This window comes from Xanthomonas chitinilytica (assembly GCF_026107455.2).
GTDB classification, from domain to species: domain Bacteria; phylum Pseudomonadota; class Gammaproteobacteria; order Xanthomonadales; family Xanthomonadaceae; genus Stenotrophomonas; species Stenotrophomonas chitinilytica.
This window is the reverse complement of sequence record NZ_JAPCHY010000003.1, coordinates 263435-280451: the sequence shown is the minus strand read 5'-3', so window position 1 is coordinate 280451 and position 17017 is coordinate 263435. Positions and strand designations below refer to the sequence as shown.

General features: G+C 68.3%; 17 protein-coding genes. 10 read left to right on the top strand and 7 right to left on the bottom strand.

Going from position 1 to position 17017, the window contains the following annotated elements:
• The first annotated feature begins 75 nt into the window (after positions 1–75).
• Positions 76–633, top strand: coding sequence for a GNAT family N-acetyltransferase (locus OK345_RS05210; protein WP_265126865.1), 558 nt, complete (start codon positions 76–78; stop codon positions 631–633).
• Positions 634–648: 15 nt separating this feature from the next.
• Here OK345_RS05210 and OK345_RS05205 read toward each other — a convergent pair whose 3' ends face one another.
• From OK345_RS05205 to gap, 4 genes are all read right to left on the bottom strand, one after another.
• Entirely contained in the window at positions 649–975 is a 327-nt protein-coding gene (locus OK345_RS05205) for a lysozyme inhibitor LprI family protein (RefSeq protein ID WP_265126864.1), read from the bottom strand.
• Positions 976–1040: 65 nt separating this feature from the next.
• On the bottom strand, positions 1041–2432 hold the full coding sequence (locus OK345_RS05200) for a DUF3999 domain-containing protein (protein WP_265126863.1): 1392 nt from the start codon (positions 2430–2432) through the stop codon (positions 1041–1043).
• On the bottom strand, positions 2429–5143 hold the full coding sequence (locus OK345_RS05195) for a DUF2339 domain-containing protein (protein WP_265154935.1): 2715 nt from the start codon (positions 5141–5143) through the stop codon (positions 2429–2431). Before OK345_RS05195 ends, OK345_RS05200 begins: the two co-directional genes overlap by 4 nt.
• A gap of 365 nt (positions 5144–5508) precedes the next feature.
• Positions 5509–6510, bottom strand: a complete 1002-nt coding sequence (gap, locus tag OK345_RS05190) for a type I glyceraldehyde-3-phosphate dehydrogenase (RefSeq protein ID WP_265126861.1) — start codon at positions 6508–6510, stop codon at positions 5509–5511.
• A 155-nt stretch (positions 6511–6665) separates the two neighbouring features.
• On the opposite strand from gap, the gene OK345_RS05185 reads away from it, so the two are divergent.
• The 8 genes from OK345_RS05185 (at position 6666) to OK345_RS05150 (ending at position 13671) form a co-directional block, all read left to right on the top strand.
• Entirely contained in the window at positions 6666–7295 is a 630-nt protein-coding gene (locus tag OK345_RS05185) for an OmpW/AlkL family protein (RefSeq protein WP_265126860.1), read from the top strand.
• 106 nt (positions 7296–7401) lie between these two features.
• Entirely contained in the window at positions 7402–8214 is an 813-nt protein-coding gene (locus tag OK345_RS05180) for a S1/P1 nuclease (RefSeq protein WP_265154933.1), read from the top strand.
• 12 nt (positions 8215–8226) lie between these two features.
• Positions 8227–9045, top strand: coding sequence for an MBL fold metallo-hydrolase (locus tag OK345_RS05175; RefSeq protein WP_265126859.1), 819 nt, complete (start codon positions 8227–8229; stop codon positions 9043–9045).
• 29 nt (positions 9046–9074) lie between these two features.
• Positions 9075–9842 carry a molybdate ABC transporter substrate-binding protein gene (modA, locus tag OK345_RS05170; protein ID WP_265154930.1) on the top strand — a complete coding sequence of 256 codons (768 nt, stop codon included), beginning with the start codon at positions 9075–9077 and terminating at the stop codon, positions 9840–9842.
• A 9-nt stretch (positions 9843–9851) separates the two neighbouring features.
• On the top strand, positions 9852–10544 hold the full coding sequence (modB, locus tag OK345_RS05165) for a molybdate ABC transporter permease subunit (protein WP_265126858.1): 693 nt from the start codon (positions 9852–9854) through the stop codon (positions 10542–10544).
• 58 nt (positions 10545–10602) lie between these two features.
• Complete coding sequence (locus OK345_RS05160) at positions 10603–11220, top strand: molybdenum ABC transporter ATP-binding protein (protein WP_265126857.1); 618 nt, start codon at positions 10603–10605, stop codon at positions 11218–11220.
• A 511-nt stretch (positions 11221–11731) separates the two neighbouring features.
• Entirely contained in the window at positions 11732–12229 is a 498-nt protein-coding gene (locus tag OK345_RS05155) for a hypothetical protein (protein WP_265126856.1), read from the top strand.
• A complete protein-coding gene (locus OK345_RS05150) occupies positions 12229–13671 on the top strand; it encodes an XVIPCD domain-containing protein (protein WP_265126855.1) in 1443 nt (480 codons plus the stop codon). The genes OK345_RS05155 and OK345_RS05150 overlap by 1 nt, the downstream gene beginning before the upstream one ends.
• 85 nt (positions 13672–13756) lie before the next feature.
• Here OK345_RS05150 and OK345_RS05145 read toward each other — a convergent pair whose 3' ends face one another.
• Genes OK345_RS05145 through OK345_RS05135 form a run of 3 tightly spaced genes read right to left on the bottom strand, consistent with a single transcriptional unit; the run spans position 13757 to position 16312 of the window.
• Positions 13757–14326, bottom strand: a complete 570-nt coding sequence (locus OK345_RS05145) for a hypothetical protein (protein WP_265126854.1) — start codon at positions 14324–14326, stop codon at positions 13757–13759.
• Positions 14323–15951 carry a TonB family protein gene (locus OK345_RS05140; protein WP_265126853.1) on the bottom strand — a complete coding sequence of 543 codons (1629 nt, stop codon included), beginning with the start codon at positions 15949–15951 and terminating at the stop codon, positions 14323–14325. The genes OK345_RS05145 and OK345_RS05140 overlap by 4 nt, the downstream gene beginning before the upstream one ends.
• Positions 15944–16312: a BlaI/MecI/CopY family transcriptional regulator gene (locus tag OK345_RS05135; RefSeq protein ID WP_265126852.1), complete on the bottom strand. Its 369-nt coding sequence runs from the start codon at positions 16310–16312 to the stop codon at positions 15944–15946. Before OK345_RS05135 ends, OK345_RS05140 begins: the two co-directional genes overlap by 8 nt.
• Positions 16313–16431: 119 nt before the next feature.
• On the opposite strand from OK345_RS05135, the gene OK345_RS05130 reads away from it, so the two are divergent.
• Positions 16432–16989, top strand: a complete 558-nt coding sequence (locus tag OK345_RS05130; RefSeq protein ID WP_265126851.1) for a flavin reductase family protein — start codon at positions 16432–16434, stop codon at positions 16987–16989.
• Positions 16990–17017: the final 28 nt, after the last annotated feature.

Genomic DNA, 17017 nt, shown 5'->3' with positions numbered 1-17017 from the left:
ATCTGCTCCGCGGGGGTGGGAAACCGCCATTTTCGCCCGCCCCGCCAACCGGGGCAAACCCGAGGGTTCCATTCGATGCAGACGCGCCTTCCCCAACCCGAACTGCACGGCCCCCGGCTGCGCCTGCGCGAAGTGCGCGAGGACGACGCCCCGGCGCTGTTCGCCATTCATTCCGATCCGCAGGTGATGCGCTACTGGAGCCATCCGGCCTGGACGGACCCGGTGCAGGCCGAGCAGAAGGTCGCCGACATCCAGCGCCAGCGCCGCGAGCTGGACATCCTGGTGTGGGCGATCGCCGATGCCGCCAGCGACCGGCTGATCGGCACCGGGGTGGTGTTCGCGCTGGATCCCGCCCAGGGCCGCGCCGAGATCGGCTACAGCCTGCATCCCGACTGGCAAGGACGCGGACTGGCCAGCGAGGCGCTGCGGATGATCCTGGCCTACCTGTTCGAGGAGCTGCAGCTGCGTCGCGTGGAGGCCGATGTCGATCCGCGCAATGAAGCTTCATGGCGGTTGCTGGAAAAACTGGGCTTTGTCCGCGAAGGCATGCTGCGCGAGCGTTGGCACGTCAACGGCGAACTCTGCGACACGGCGTTGTACGGACTGCTGCGGCGCGATTTCCCCGCCCGTTGAAGCCCGCCGCGCGCGTCAGTCCATCTGCCCGGAATCGTCGCGATAACGGCGCAGGATCCGGATCCTGGCCTCGACGAACGTCGAACGGCATTCGAGACGGGCATCGTTTGCCCCGGCCGGTGCCTGCCGCGCAGCGACGGCGTACTCGCAGGAAGCCTGCGAATAACGCTGCCACTGCAGCTGTGCATCTTCGAGCAGGGACGCGGCCGCCGCATCGCGGCCAAGGACGAAGGCCAGGGTGCGCTGGTACTCGTCCTGCAGCGACTGGTCCCGCTGATCGGACAGGCAGCTGCGGTACTGCGCCATGTTGGATGCGACGCCCTTGCAATCCTCGGCCTGCACCGTTCCCATCGTTGCCAGCGACAATGCCCACAGCACCTGCGGATGCCCCCGTCGGTGCCCCTCCATCACGCCTGTCCCCCGCCGCCATGGGAGCCACGGTTGCTTCGCACCAGGCTCAGGGCGAAGCCGGCCACCGCCAGCGCGCCCAACACCAGTACCGCCCACAGCACCACGTTCTTCCAGTCGCGCGGCGCCCTGGCCGGCTGGTAAGCCGCGTCACCGGCGCGCTGCACGCCCGCACCAAGGCTGGCGACGGCCGGCTGCCATTGCGCGCCGTTGCGCGCGCGCAGGGCGTCTAGCATCGGATCCAGCGCCGCCTGCGCCTCCGCCACGTTGGCACTGCCGGCAACCAGCAGATACGGCGCCCGCCCCTGCGCAAGGAACACCACGCTGCCCGGCCGGTAACCCAGCCGCAATACCGGCGCCGCTGCCGACACCGCTTCCGGCCCGGCCTGCAATCGCCATTCGCGATCGCTGACCGCTCCCGGCAACTGCAGCGGCGCCGAACGCTGCTGCTGGCCTGTCGCGCTCAGGTTCCAGGCATTCCAGCCAATGGCCTGCACCCGCCATGCCGACGTCGCATCGCCACCGCTCATCCGGTCCGGATCGCGGCTGGACACCGTCCAGCTCGCCGTGCTGTTGGCCGGCATCACCACATCCAGCCGCTGCACAGGCCAACGCCCCTGCAGCTGGTACAGGTAGCCGTCCTTGGCATCGCCCGCCGTTGCCGCCTGCAGTTCCTGCCACTGCCAATCGCCGGCCTCGGCCGTATCGGCCATTTCGCCGCGCAGCCCGCGCAGCGCTGGCGCGCCCGTACGCTGCAAGGGCACCAGCCGCAGGTAACGCATCGCGGTAGCCACCTCGATGGTGTCGTTGCGTAGTTCGCGGCCCTGGTTGCGCAGCTGCACCAGCCGTACCTGCGGGTCCAGCAGCTGCCAGCCACGCAGGTCGTCGCTGCCTTCCAGCCGGTAGCCCAGATCCAGCGTCGCCGTGGCATCGGCCCAGTCCACGACCAGCGCGCGCAGCTTGCCCGCGTCCTCGCCCAGGTCCACCAGCCACACCGGGTCGGCCGCGCCGCTGCTTCCACCACGGGCGACGGAATTGCGGATCGACAGCACCTTGCCGCCGGCATCGCGCCGCACCACCACGCTCAGGTCGTCGTCGCCCGCCGCCGTCACCGGCAGCGCGAACCACCGCAGTTCGACCGTCCGCACCGGCGCGGGCGGCGGCACCGCCGCCGCATGCACCGCGCTGGCCACCGGCTTGCCGTCGGCATCGACCACCCGCACGTCGCGCAGGTCGCGCCAGTGCGCGGCGGCATACACCGATGCGTCCAGCGGTACCCGGTAGGCACCGGCCTCGGGCTGGGACAACTGCAACGGCCATTGCCTGGCGAAATCATCGGCGGCCTGTGCACCCAGCGGCAACAGGGCCAGCCACAGCAGATGCTTCATCATGCGGATGCTTCCTCGTGGTTGTTGTCGATGGCCGGCGTGCGCCGCGGCGGCGCCGGCGCCAGCCAGCCCACCAGCGTGCACAGCAGGCCGTAGGCAATGAAGGCACCGATGCCGAGCAGGTCGCCCAGGTTGCCGCGGTCCACCAGCAGCAGCTTGGCCAGCACCACCCCCATCAGGATCGCGCCGGCCAACCACAGCCCCCACTGTCCGCGTCGCGAACCGGATATCCAGCCCACCACGCCCAGCAGGCTCCACACCACCGTCAGACTGGTCTGCGCCAGCTTGGTGCCCAGCAATGCCTCGTTCCATGGCTCGCCGCCCCAGTGGTGCACCGCGCGCAGGGTCATCACCGTCACCAGCACCAGGGCGGCCACCGCCATGCCCACCAGCTGCGCGGGCGCGATGCGCTCGCCACGCCCCTCCCACAGACGCATCGCGGCCAGCACCAGCACGGCGATCCCGGCCAGCTCCAGCGGATTGAACACCACGATCCAGGGCAGCGGCGCCGCACCGCCCGCGCTGGACAGCGAGCCCAGCCACCACAGGCCCAGCACGCCGAACACGGTCGCCTGCAGCGCGACGCGATAACGATCGAACGCTGCCCCCTGCGGCTGTGCCAGCCAGGCCCAGCGACGCATCGACAGCGCCGCCAGCAGCAGCCATGGCAGCGCCAGCAGCATGCCCACCCAACCCTCGGCCAGATGGAAGCGCTCGCCCACGTGCCAGGCCAGCAGCGACAACACGGTCGGCCACAACAGCCACCATGCCAGTTGCGCCAGCCCGGCCACCGCACCGCTGCCGGCGCGCAGGCACAACAGGCTGCGCACGCCCAGTACCGCGAACAGCGGCCACGCCCATGCGCCATGGCCGGCGAACGGCTGGCCGTACTCGGACAGCTGCAGGAACGCCACAGGGAACGCCAGCACGAAGCTGCCCAGCGTGGTCAACGACAGCGCCAATGCCGGCGCGCGACGCTGCACCTCCGCCGCCAGCCAGCCGGTCACGCCCAGCATCACCAGCACCGCGTGCAGACGACTGCCGGATTCGACGAAATCGCCGATCTCCAGGGTGATGTTGCCCAGCCACCAGGCCAGGCCCCACACATAGGCGGCGCTGGCGAAGCGCATCTGTCCGGCGCCACGGTACAGCCATGCAGTGGCGAAACCCGCCAGCGCGATCAGCAGCGCGCCCATGAACGCGGCATTGGCCACGGCCGCCGCCCCGACACCGGGCGCCCTGCTGGTGCCGATGGCCATTGCCGCCGCGGCCGCCAACTGCAGGCCGATGCCGGTCCAGCGCGCGAACCGGCGCTGCTGCATCAGTCCCAGCCACACCAGCCCGGCGCCCTCCAGCGCGAACACCGACGCGGTGGCGCGCGCCGACAGCGCCAGCGGTACCGCCAGCGTGGCGAAGCCGACCGCGAGGATGGCGTAACCGCGCGCCAGCACATCCAGACGCTCCTTGTTGATCAGCGCCCGCGCCAGCAGCGCATACAACGCCGCCACGCCCAGCGCGCACAGCGCCAGCGGCATGCGCTCGCCCTGCAGCAGCCCGGCCTGCAGCGAGAAGGCGACCAGCGGCGTGCCGAACAGCAGGCAGCCATCGATCCGCGCACTGCCCCGTGTCACCGCCTTGCGCGCGTACAGCAACGGCAACAGCAGGTAGAACGCGAAGAACAGCACCAGGAACGGTTCGGTGCTGTTGAACTTGGCCGGCGAATACTGCAGCACGCCCCACAGGGTGCCGATGCCCCAGGTGAAGACGAAGCCCAGCAGGTTGAGGATGCGCCACGGCCGTACCCAGGCGACGGCGAAGATGCCGGCATTGAGCAGCGCGTAGTACGAGAACAGGCCGACATGGTTGCCGCTGCCGTCGGACAGCCAGATCGGCGCCATGAAACCGGCCAGCACGCCGAGGATGGCCAACGTGCGCGATTCCTGCAGCACCGCCATCACCGCCAGCCCGGCGATCAGCACCACGCTGAGCGCGAACGCCGGCGCCGCATCGATCAACCCGTAGTTCTTGAACGCGGAAAACACGGTCAACAGCAGCACGCCGATCGCGCCGCCCTGCAGGGCCAGCGCGAAGGCGCGGTGGCTTTCGCGCTGGCGCCAGGCGAACACCAGTCCCGCCAGCGCCGCGGCACTGATGCCGGCCAGGCGGAACTCGATGGGCATGCTCAGCCAGCCCTGGTCGCTGGCGTACTTCAGCAGTGCCGCCACGCCGGCCAGCAACACCAGCATGCCGACCTTCACCGGCACGTTGCCGGTGGTGAACCACTGCTTGATCCGTTCGATACCGCGCTCGATGAAATTCAGCTCCGGCGGCGGCAGCCATGCCGATTCCCGCACCGGCTCCCGCGCGGGTTCGGGCACGGCGTGGGCGGCCGAGCGTCCGGACCACTCCGGCAAAGGCGGCAACGGCGGCATGATCGGCTCGGCCGGCGTCGCCGGCATGGGCACCGGCTCGCGGCCCGGTGGCGGGGCAAACGGCTGCCCGTCCCGGGCCGCTCCGCCTGCACGTTCCTGTCCGCTCCACGCAGACGGCTCTGCGACAGGCGCCGGCGGTACGTCGCCATCGCGCTGCTGCGCGAGCGATGCCTCCAGCGCCGCCACCCGCCGTTTCAGCGAAGACACCGATACCAGCGCCATCGCCAGCAGCACCGGTATCGCCAGCACCGCGATCACCACCAGCAAACCCAGGATTACCAACGCCCCATCCATTTTCCGTCCTTGTCCGCAGAGAGGTGCCGCACCACTTTATTGGCATGCGCCGGAAACACAAGGCACATCACGCTCCACCGCGCTGCGCCCGCCCGGTCGCTGCACTCTTCCTCCGGGCCGATATCGAAGGCCGCACGCGCATGCACCATCCGCGACGGATGCCGGCATACCCGCCGCCGCACATCCACCGGCTGCCGCAGCGACTGCCCCCGTCCGGTCAAGACGTAGCAGTCCAGCTGCAGCGGCACGTCCGGGCAGCGATGCGGCCGGACGGCCGTCGCCGTCCGGGGCCCGGCGACAGCGCAAGAAAAAGGGCGCCTTGCGGCGCCCTTTCCATCCATGCAACGCGTGGATCAGGCGGCGACGACGCGCACCATCTCCAGGCACTTGTTGGAGTAGCCCCACTCGTTGTCGTACCAGGACACCAGCTTGACGAAGGTGCCGTCCAGCGCGATGCCGGCTTCGGCGTCGAACACCGAGGTGCAGGTCTCGCCGCGGAAGTCGGTGGCCACGACCTTGTCCTCGGTATAGCCGAGGATGCCCTTCAGCGCGCCTTCGCTCTGCGACTTCACTTCGGCGCAGATCTCGGCGTAGGTGGCTTCCTTCTCCAGCTCGACGGTCAGGTCGACCACCGACACGTCCGAGGTCGGCACGCGGAAGCTCATGCCGGTGAGCTTCTTGTTCAGTTCCGGGATCACCACGCCCACCGCCTTGGCGGCGCCGGTCGAGGACGGGATGATGTTCTCCAGGATGCCGCGGCCACCGCGCCAGTCCTTGTTGGACGGGCCGTCGACGGTCTTCTGGGTGGCGGTGGCGGCGTGCACGGTGGTCATCAGGCCACGCTTGATGCCCCACTTGTCGTTGATCACCTTGGCCAGCGGTGCCAGGCAGTTGGTGGTGCACGAGGCGTTGGAGATGATCGCCTGGCCGGCGTAGGTCTTGTCGTTGACGCCGAACACGAACATCGGCGTGTCGTCCTTGGACGGGGCCGACAGGATCACCTTCTTGGCACCTGCATCGAGATGCTTCTGCGCGGTTTCCTTGGTCAGGAACAGGCCGGTGGACTCGATCACCACGTCCACGCCCACCTCGTCCCACTTCAGGTTGGACGGGTCGCGCTCCTGGGTCAGGCGGATCTTCTTGCCGTTGACCAGCAGGTTGCCGCCATCGACGGCGACCTCGCCCTTGAAGCGGCCGTGCACCGAGTCGTACTGCAGCATGTAGGCCAGATAGTCCGGCTCCAGCAGATCATTGATCGCGACGATCTCGATGTCGTTGCCGAAATTCTGCACCGCCGAACGCAGCACATTGCGCCCGATGCGACCGAAACCGTTGATACCGACCTTGATTGCCATTTTCAGTAGCTCCTGCGGCCGCGCCCGGCGCGGCGGGAAGGTGAAGGGGCGCCCATTCTAGCAGGGGCTGCCGGCACGGTTGATCAGAATCAAAGCGGGACTGTGCAGGCAGGCGGACACTGCGTCCCACCCCCAACGCAGAAGCGAAAACCGATATGTGCAAGACCTCCCCCCTGATCCTCTCCAGCCTGGCCGCCGCCCTGGCGCTGACCGCCTCCCCCGCCATGGCCCAGTCCAAGGGCGACTGGACCCTGGGTGCCGGCATCCACCAGGTGGCGCCGAAGTCGGACAACGGCAAGCTGGCCGGCGGCACCCTGGCGGTGGACGTGGACAGCGACATCAAGCCGACCATCACCGGCGAATACTTCATCGCCGACAACCTGGGCATCGAAGTGCTGGCCGCGCTGCCGTTCAAGCACGACATCAACATCGACGGCCTGGGCCGCGTCGGCAGCACCAAGCAGCTGCCGCCGGTGGTATCGCTGCAATACCACTTCAACAGCCGGGGCAAGGTATCGCCGTTCGTCGGCGCCGGCCTCAACTACACCACCTTCTTCAGCGAAGAGACCGGCGGCGCGCTGGCCGGCAGCAAGCTGAAGCTGGAAGACTCGTGGGGCGTGGCGGCGCATGCCGGCATCGACTTCGCGGTGGGCGACAGCGGCGCGCTGCGCGTGGACCTGCGCTGGGCCGACATCGACAGCAAGGTCAAGCTCGACGGACAGAAGATCGGCACCGTCGCCATCGACCCGCTGGTCTACGGCGTTTCCTACGTCTTCAGGTTCTGAGCATCCGGCGGCAACCTGCCGGCGCCTTTCCCGGCGCCGGCAGCCGCGACATCCGGTCGCGGCGCGCGCATGGGGGCACGCCGGTCCAGCCGGTAGAATCGGTACGATGAAACGACTTCCTCTGCTGCTCGCCGCCGGCCTGCTGATGGCCTCCACCCATGCCTTCGACGCCGCGGCCTGGGGCGCACAGGGCCATCGCCTGGTCGCGCGCATCGCCGAAACCCGCCTGAACGCACCGGCGCAACAGGCCGTCGCCGAACTGCTGGCCGGCGAAGCCGACCCCACCCTGCATGGCGTGGCCTCCTGGGCCGATGAACTGCGCGGCAACGATCCGGTGCTGGGCAAGCGCACCGCCGGCTGGCACTACGTCAACGTCGCCGAGCACGACTGCCAATACCTGCGCCAGCGCGATTGCGCCAATGGCAACTGCGTCACCGAAGCGCTCAGGGCGCAGACGGCGGTGCTGGCCGACCGCGACCAGCCGCTGGCCGCACGGCGGCAGGCGCTGAAGTTCGTGGTGCACCTGGTCGGCGACATCCACCAGCCGATGCATGCCGGTTATGCCCACGACAAGGGCGGCAACGACTTCCAGCTGCAGTTCAAGGGCCGCGGCACCAACCTGCACGCGCTGTGGGACAGCGGCATGATCTACGACCGGCGCCTGGCCGACGATGCCTACCTGGCCGTACTGCAGGCCTTGCCGGCGCCGCCGGTCGCGGAACTGGCGCGCAGCCCGCGCGACCCGGAGCAGTGGACCGAGGCCAGTTGCCGCATCGCCATCCAGCCCGGCGTCTATCCGCCGCGGCGCGTACTGGCCGACGATTACGTGGAGCGCTATCGTCCATTGGCCGAAAACCATCTGCGGCTGGCCGGCGAACGCCTGGCCGTGCTGCTCAATGACGTGCTGGGCACACCCTGACAGGAGAGGCCGATGTCCGTCGAAGTCGTTTCCTTCTTCCATCCGGCAAGCAACACCTTCAGTTACCTGGTGGTCGACCCGCAGAGCAGGCAAGCGGCGGCGATCGACCCGGTGCTCGACTACGATCCGGACAGCGGCAAGGTCGATACCGCATCGGTACGGGAATTGATGGCGCACGTGCGCGACCACGACCTGCAGGTGCGCTGGCTGCTGGAAACCCATGCCCATGCCGACCACGTATCGGCCTCGCGCTGGCTGCGGCAGCAATGGCCGCAGGCCACGCTGGGCATCGGCGCCGGCATCACCCGGGTGCAGGCCACGCTGGCCCCGCGCTATGCGCTGCCGGCGGATTTCCGCGCCGACGGTTCGCAGTTCGACCACCTGTTCGACGACGGCGAGACGTTCGCGCTGGGCGGCTATCCGGCGCGGGTGATCGCGGTGCCCGGGCATACCAGCGACAGCGTCGCCTACCTGATCGGCGATGCGCTGTTCACCGGCGACTCGCTGTTCATGCCCGATGGCGGCAGCGCGCGCTGCGACTTCCCCGGCGGCGATGCGGCGCAGCTGTTCCGCTCGGTGCAGCGGTTGTTCGAGCTGCCCGACGCCACCCGCGTATTCATCTGCCACGACTACGGCCCCGGCGGGCGCGCCGTCGCCAACCAGACCACCATCGGCGAGCAGCGCCGGCACAACATCCACCTGCACGACGGCATCGGCGAAGCCGAGTTCGTCGCCACCCGCCAGGCCCGCGACGCCACCCTGGCCGAACCGCGACTGATGCGGCCCTCGATCGAGGCCAACCTGCAGGGCGGACGCACCGACGTCGCCTGACCTTTCCCTCCCCCTACGAGGATCGTCCCATGTTGCGGCTGCCCAAACTGCTCGTCGCCTTCGCGTTGATGCTGCTCCCGTTCGCTGCGCCGGCGCAGCCGCCCTTGACGGTGTTCGCCGCCGCCAGCCTGAAGGAATCGCTGGACGAGGCCGCCAGCGCCTACCGCCAAGCCAGCGGCACCGAGGTGCGGGTGTCCTATGCCGCCAGCTCGGCGCTGGCGCGGCAGATCGAACAGGGCGCGCCGGCGGACGTGTTCTTCTCCGCCGACCTGGAATGGATGGACTACCTGCAGCAGCGCAAGCGGGTGGACCCCGCGCAGCGTCGCAACCTGCTGGGCAACCGCCTGGTGCTGGTGGCGCCGGCCGCAAGCGCGGCGAAGGTCGACCCGGCAGCGCCCGGCAGCATCGCCAGGGCGCTGGGCAGCGACGGCCGCCTCGCCGTGGGCTTGACCGCCAGCGTACCGGCCGGCAAGTACGCCAAGGCATCGCTGCAGCAGCTCGGTCAGTGGGACGGCGTGAAGTCGCGGCTGGCCGAAGCGGAGAGCGTGCGCGCCGCGCTGATGCTGGTGGCGCGCGGCGAAGTACCGCTGGGCATCGTCTACGGCTCCGACGCCCGCGCCGAACCCAAGGTCCGGGTGGTGGCGACCTTTCCCGCCGACAGCCATCCCCCGATCGTCTACCCGGTGGCGGCGCTGAACGGCAGCCGGCAAGCCGATGCCGGCGCGTTCGTCGCGTGGCTGGCGACACCGCCGGCGCGGGCGATCTTCGAGCGCCACGGCTTCACCCTGCTGGACTGAGCCATCGCCTTGTTCGCCTTCACCCCGGAAGAGCTGACCGCGATCGCGCTGAGCCTGAAGGTCGCCATCGTCGCCGCGCTGGCCAGCCTGCCGCTGGGCATCGCCTGCGGCTGGCTGCTGGCACGCCGCCGGTTCTTCGGCAAGTCGCTGTTCGATGCGCTGCTGCATCTGCCGCTGGTGATGCCGCCGGTGGTGACCGGCTACGCGTTGCTGATCCTGTTCGGCACCCAGGGCCCGATCGGCGCCTGGATGCTGGAACATCTGCACATGCAGTTCGCCTTCCGCTGGACCGGCGCCGCACTGGCCTGCGCGGTGATGGGATTCCCGCTGATGGTGCGTGCCATCCGCCTGTCGATCGAGGCCACCGACCGGCGCCTGGAACAGGCCGCGGCCACGCTCGGCGCCGGTCCGTGGCGGGTGTTCTTCAGCATCACCCTGCCACTGGCCTGGCCGGGCATCGTCGCCGGCCTGGTGCTGGCCTTCGCCAAGGCCTTGGGCGAATTCGGCGCCACCATCACCTTCGTCTCCAACATTCCCGGCCAGACCCAGACCCTGTCCTCGGCCATCTACGGGCTGATGCAGGTACCCGGCGGCGAAGCCGGCATCTGGCGGCTGGCCGGCGTGGCGCTGGCGATATCGCTACTGGCGCTGCTGGCCTCGGAATGGCTGGCGCGCCGGCAACGCACGCGGGAGGAACGATGACGCGCGCAGCGGCCCCGCCCTCTTCCCGCCTGCCGGCGCCCATCGGGAGTCGCCGCTGATGCTGCGCATCGACATCCACCTGCGGCGCGGCGATTTCCATCGCCACATCTGCATCCGCGAAGACGCGCGCGTGGTGGCGCTCACCGGCCCGTCCGGCGCCGGCAAGACCACCTTGCTCAACGCCATCGCCGGCTTGGTGAAGCCGCAGTCCGGCCGCATCGAGATCGGCGGGCGCTGCCTGTACGACAGCGGACAGCGGGTGAACCTGCCCACCCATCGCCGCCGCATCGGCTACGTGTTCCAGGACGCGCGGCTGTTCCCGCACCTGGACGTACGCGGCAACCTGGGCTACGGCCGCCGCCACGACGATGTCGAAGGCCACTTCGGCTTCGACGCCATCGTCGAACTGCTCGGCATCGGCCACCTGCTGGCGCGGCATCCGCGCAATCTTTCCGGCGGCGAGGCGCAGCGCGTGGCGATGGGCCGCGCCCTGCTGTCGCACCCGACGATCCTGCTGTTCGACGAACCGTTGTCGGCGCTGGACCACGAGCGCCGCGAAGAACTGATCCCCTACCTGCAACGGCTGCGCGACGCCAGCGGCCTGCCGATGCTCTACGTCAGCCACCACCAGGAAGAAGTGCGCCGCATCGCCGACGCCATCCATGTGTTGAGCTGAGCGGGACGCCGGCCAGCCCATCCTTCTCATCGGGAATCACGCGAGAGGCAGGCAAGCAAGGTTCCGGCATGCCATTCCTCCAGGGGAAGTGTTTTGCCCACCCGCGGGAAAGGACACATCCCCGGAGCTGTCCGAAAAGCTCGCGACTGACGTCGCTCCTACAAGGGGCGGCAGTGCGTTGTAGGAGCGACGTCAGTCGCGACAGGAGCCGCATGAATCCCCCAGCAGGACATGCAGCCCGGAGCCTGGCTGGGCCGGTTGTGCACCTCTCCCCCAACTGAGCGAAGAACCAGGAAAAAGCCAGGCAGTCCACACTTTCACGAATGATCGGCCCGCTCACTTAGCAGCACAGCCGCCACTGGCGGTATGTTCCACTCGTTTCCCCGATATGCAAGGAAGAACCATGAAGCGGTCTGGCTTGCTTCTGGCGCTGGCCCTCGTGCTTGTGACGACAACGGCCTGTGCCCATCCTTCTGCAGGCGCCCCGTCTCCCAAGCAATCGCCAACGCCCATGACCCTGGACGAGTTGCAGGACCGGCTGCTTCGCCATGCCGAGACGCTGAAGGTGCCGGCCGATGCGGGGAAGGAGAAGTTCGCAGCGGCCCTTGGGGTGGTGGACTTCGTGATTGGAAGGCCAGGGACCGAGTATGAAATCGCCATACAACCGATGACGGATGGCTATTCGTTCGTTGCCTCGACGATGCCCAGTTCGTCGGGCTTTCCGATGAACGAAGTCAGGGTCATGCTGCCCGACGGCCGTGGACCCGTGAGACGGCCGGTTTCGGTGTGCCTCTGGGAAGCAGCCGAGTTCTCCAAACGACTGGAAGCCATCGGTTACAAGCCGGGCCCCAAGTTCGATTTCCAGCGTGGCTGGATACAGTCACATTGGCGCCCCATCGGAGAGGGAAAGCAGGGTTTTGGCGTGAACCTTCTGATCTACCGGGTAGGGTCGGATGAGGTTCGGCGGGATTGTGTCTATGGCGTTATCTTTGATGGAGGAAATACGTAATGGCTTCGCTGGATTTCCGCATTGAACCGTTACTGGCCGGGCTGGCCGACGACCCACGCATGCCCAAAGGGGCCGAAGAGGACATCCGCAGGGTCATTTCCGAATCGCCCCTTCTGTCCAAGGTGATCGCCAATGCAGCGAAAGATGGACAGATCGGGCGCATTGCCATCTCTAATGACCACAACAGCGCAGGTCATTTTGAGGACGGTAAAAATGGACGATCGGGAACCATCTATATCAGCGAAAAGCTATTTGACGAGTCCCGTGAAACCCGTCGGCTTGATCGACTTACAGAAGTCCTTGGCCATGAGGCAATGCATGGAGCATTGACGGACGTGCGGACCAGGGCGCAGGCCAAACTCCGCCTCGACGTGAACAACGCCATGGTGACGGCCTATGAAGCCGGCGAATCCGTGGCGGACCTGACCGGGCCGGTACGGGCCTATCTACAGACGAGCAGGAGGGACGAAGCCTCGGCGGAACTCTTCGCGCTCCGCGCATTGAATGACCGGATCGCTCATGGGCAATCGGGAGCATCGGCTACGGACTTGGAGTCGGAATTGTTGCAGCGCTCCATGTCCCGATGCGTGGATCGCGACTCACCCACCCCGCGATTTGCCGAAGGCATCACCTACGAAGCCCTGACCCGCCGCCCCTATTCCGAAGGCGCCGGCGCCCTCACCGATGCCGTCGAGCAATGCTTCTACGACGGCAAGGCCACGCTGGGCCGGGAGAAGGATTCGGACTACCTCAACTACTACGGGACCCATGCGATCAACGTGGTGGCCCGCGACTACGCCGCGTTTCCCCCCGGGCAGGTGCCGCCCCGGCCCCGCATCGACCTCGAGTCCCTCGGGCTGGATGCCGGGCAGTTGCAGCGCAACGGAGTGGACCTGGGCAAGCTGTCGTCGCTTACCGTGCTGGACAAGAGTTCGGGGCGCTTCGATTACATGGACTTCACCAGCGCCGACAGGCATGAGGTATCGCCGCGACTGGCTTCGCCGTCGGCGCCTTCGCTTACCCCGGACGATCCCCGTCACCCGGACCACGCCATGCTGGAGCAGATCCGCGGCAAGGTCGCCGAACTGGACAAGGCCAACGGACGGACGTTCGACCAGGCCAGCGAATGCCTGTCGGCCAGCCTGCTGGCGGCGGCGAAGGAAGGGAAGCTCGAGCGGGTGGACCATGTGCTGCTGAGCCGGGCGGTGGAATCCGAATCGCTGCCGGCCGCGTACCGCGTGTTTGCGGTGGAGGGCGACCCGATGAACCCGGCCCACCATCGGGCCAGCGTGCTGACCGAGGAGGCAGTCGCGCGCCCGGTGCAGGAAAGCTTCGGGCAGGTGGAAGCCATCAACCAACGCCACTCGCAGGAGCAGGCGATGGAACAGCAGCGGACACAGGAACAACAGCAGCATCAGAAGTCCGCCCAGCACAGCCTGTAGCCGCTTCGCCGGCATTGCCCGGCGAAGGGCCTGGCAACAGGACGGAATATCCCCGGCCGCCGGTTCCGTCCGTTCCGACCGGGCGTCAACGCCCCTGGCTGCGCACGTAGTGGCGGCCGTGCACGATCTCGAAGGTGAAGGCGTACAACAGGCTCACCGGTACCGGTTCGATGCGGCTGGCGCCTGCGCAGTCGCCGTCGTCGCTTGGCGCCTGCCCGGCGGCGAAATGGCACAGCGCGGCCGGAGCGAACCGCCACTGCAGCACGGCCTGCTGCGCCGCCTGCAGCAGGGTGCCGTTCCCGGCCGCGCTGCCGCCCATGCACTCGGGGCGGTCGGCCAGCGGCAGGCTGCGTTCCACCGCCCCTTCGGCATCGACCACCAGCTGCAGGCAGACCGTGGTCGGCGCCAGTTCCCGTCGCGATTCGGCGGCGCCGAGTTCCGGGTTCGGCGCGTGCTGCAGCCGCGGCATGCGGAAGGCTTCGCCCGGTTGCAACTGGTAGGGCTGGACGCTGCCGGCCCCTTCACCCCCCGAATGCGGCGCCAGCAGTCGATGGTCGATGCTCTCTTCGCGGGTATCCACCGCCCGCAGCTGCTCGTGGCCTGCACAGCCGGCGACAAGCAGCGCCGTCAACGCGACGGGAAGCGCGCGGCTCATGGGCTGGCCGGGCCCATCTCGAACGTGAGCGGGATGCGCAGCGCCGATGCCACCGGCCTGCCGTCCTTCATCGCCGGTTTGAACGTCCACTGGCGCGCGGCGGCGATGGAGTCCTCCTCGAATACGCCCTGCGGCCGTGCGCTGATCACCGTGATGTCGCCGGCGCGGCCGTCCGCCCCCACTTCCACCCGCAGTACCACCTCGCCGCCGATGCCCTGCTCGTAGGCGCCGGCGGGATACTTCGGCGGCGTCATGTACTCGGCCACCGCCTGGGTTTCGGCATCGGCCTCCGTCCCACCGCTGGCCCAGGCATAGGGTTCGACGCTGATGGCAGGCTTGCCATCACGCTGCTCCTGCTGCATGGCGGAAGCCGTAGTCGTTGCCGATACGCCATCCATCACCTGGGCCTGCATCTTCAGCTTGAAGAGCGAACCGCCATCGGCCGAGTCGACGTGGATTTCGGCCGGGGTGCCCAGCCGCGCCAGCAGCGTTGGCCGCGACAGTTGCTTTCCGCCTTCCGAAAGCGTTCCCGACAAGCGGACGCTGTCGCCAACCGGCTCCAGCGTGAACTCGGCCTGCCAATGGCGGCCGGCATCGGTGGTGGTGTCGAAGGCGAAGGGCTGTCCGGCGCGTTCGCGCAATTCGAACTGTTGCCGCTCTCCATCGACCTCCAGCTGCATCCGGATCCGGTACAGGTCCTGCGATGCCGCCGCATCGGCCGAGGCCGAGGCCGGCCTGGCCGGCTGCGCCGCCCAGGCGGCATAGCCCAGCGTGGCGGAAAGACCGGCGACCAGCAGTGCGCTGGCCATCCATTGGGCCGGTCGTGGCGTGGGACGCTTCAACATGGCGATACGCTCCTTCAGTGGGTGGTGGATCTGCCAATGGCATCCCATCGGCAATGCGACTCCGTCGAACTGGGTCTTGAGCATGGCCTGGCCGTAGCTGCGGCGCGCCTGCGGATAGGCGGCGACGACGCGCGCATCGCAGGCCAGTTCCTGGTCGAAACGGAAGCGGCGCGCGGCCAGGTGGAAAAGCGGGTTGAACCAGTACAGGCAGCGCAGCCCGGCCACCAGCGCATTGGCATGCAGGTCGCCGCGGCGGATATGGATGCGCTCGTGGTGCAGGACGAGTTCGCGCTCCTGCCGGTCGTAGCGCTGCTCGAAGCCGTGCGGAAGCAGCACGCGGGGGCGCAGCAGGCCCATCACCGCCGGCAATCCCGCCACCGACGACGCTTCGTAGGTGCCGTCGGCGCGGCGGCGCAGGGGTCCCAGCAAGCGGCGGAAGTACCACTGCTGCAGCACCAGCCATGCCAGCATCGCCAGCGCGCCGGCGGCCCATGCCGACAGCAGCAACGATCCGGCGTGTCCGTGCAGCAGGCCCGCATTGCCGGCATCGGCGATCGTGGTGACCGGCTCCAGCACGATGCTCGGTTGCACCCATGTCGGCTCCAGCACCGGCGCCGGCAGCAGCACTGCCAGCAACGCCACCGGCACGCACAGCCACAGTCCATAGGCCGCCCCCGCTCCCAGCCAGCGACGCACGGGGCGGCGCAGCAACAGCACCAGCGCCGTCGCTGCGGTGCCGGCCAACGTGGTGGCGGTCAATCCGGCAAGCAGGTCACTCATCGTCCAGCTCCTGGATCAGCTTCTTCAGTTCGGCGATGTCCTGCGCGCTCAGTTGCCCGCGCTGGCTGAAATGCGCCACCAGCGGCGCCACCCGTCCATCGAACAGGCGCTCCAGCAGGCCCTGGCTTTCCTCCAGCACCCATTCCTCGCGCGCCACCCGCGGCGAGTACAGGTAGCGCCGGCCGTCCTTCTCCGCGGCGATCGCGCCCTTGTTGAGCAGGCGGTTGAGCAGGGTCTTGATGGTCGGTTCGGCCCAGTCGCTGCGGCCGGACAACGCCGCGACCACCTCTTCGGCCGCAAGCGGATGCCGCCGCCACAGCACTTCCATCACCACCGCTTCGGCCTCGCTGATCTGGATCATCGTTTACACCTGTAATTTGTTTATCGATTACGCACGTAATTGAAACTACTGTCAAGCCCCTCGACAACGGATTCATCGCCCGCCTGCCAGCATCGCCGGCATGCCCCGCGGAGGCCGCGATGCGACGCTACCGAAAACTCGACTACCCGGTCGCCGACGCGCGACGCTTCCTCGAACCCGGCCCGATCGTGCTGGTCAGCTCGGCCTGGCGCCAACAGCGCAACATCATGACGCTGGGCTGGCACATGGTGATGGGCTTCAGCCCATCGCTGGTGGCGACCTACATATGGGAAGCCAACCACAGCTTCGGGCTGATCCGGGGCAGCGGCGAATGCGTCATCAACGTGCCCACCCGCGAACTGCTGGACACCGTGGTCGGCATCGGCAACACCAGCGGCGCGGAGATCGACAAGTTCGGGCACTTCGGCCTGGAGGCCGTGCCTGCGCATTCGGTCGGCGCGCCGTTGATCGCGCAATGCCATTCCAGCTTCGAATGCCGGCTGTACGACGGCAGCCAGATCGGGCGCCACGGCCTTTTCGTCTGGGAGATCGTCAAGGCGCACGTCGCGCGCGTGCCGAAACTGCCGCGCACCGTGCACTATCGCGGCGACGGGCAGTTCATGGTGTCCGGCGACGAAGTCTCGCGTCGCCGCCTGTTCAAGCCGGAAATGCTGTAATTGCCCGCATTCTCCGCAGGACAGCGCC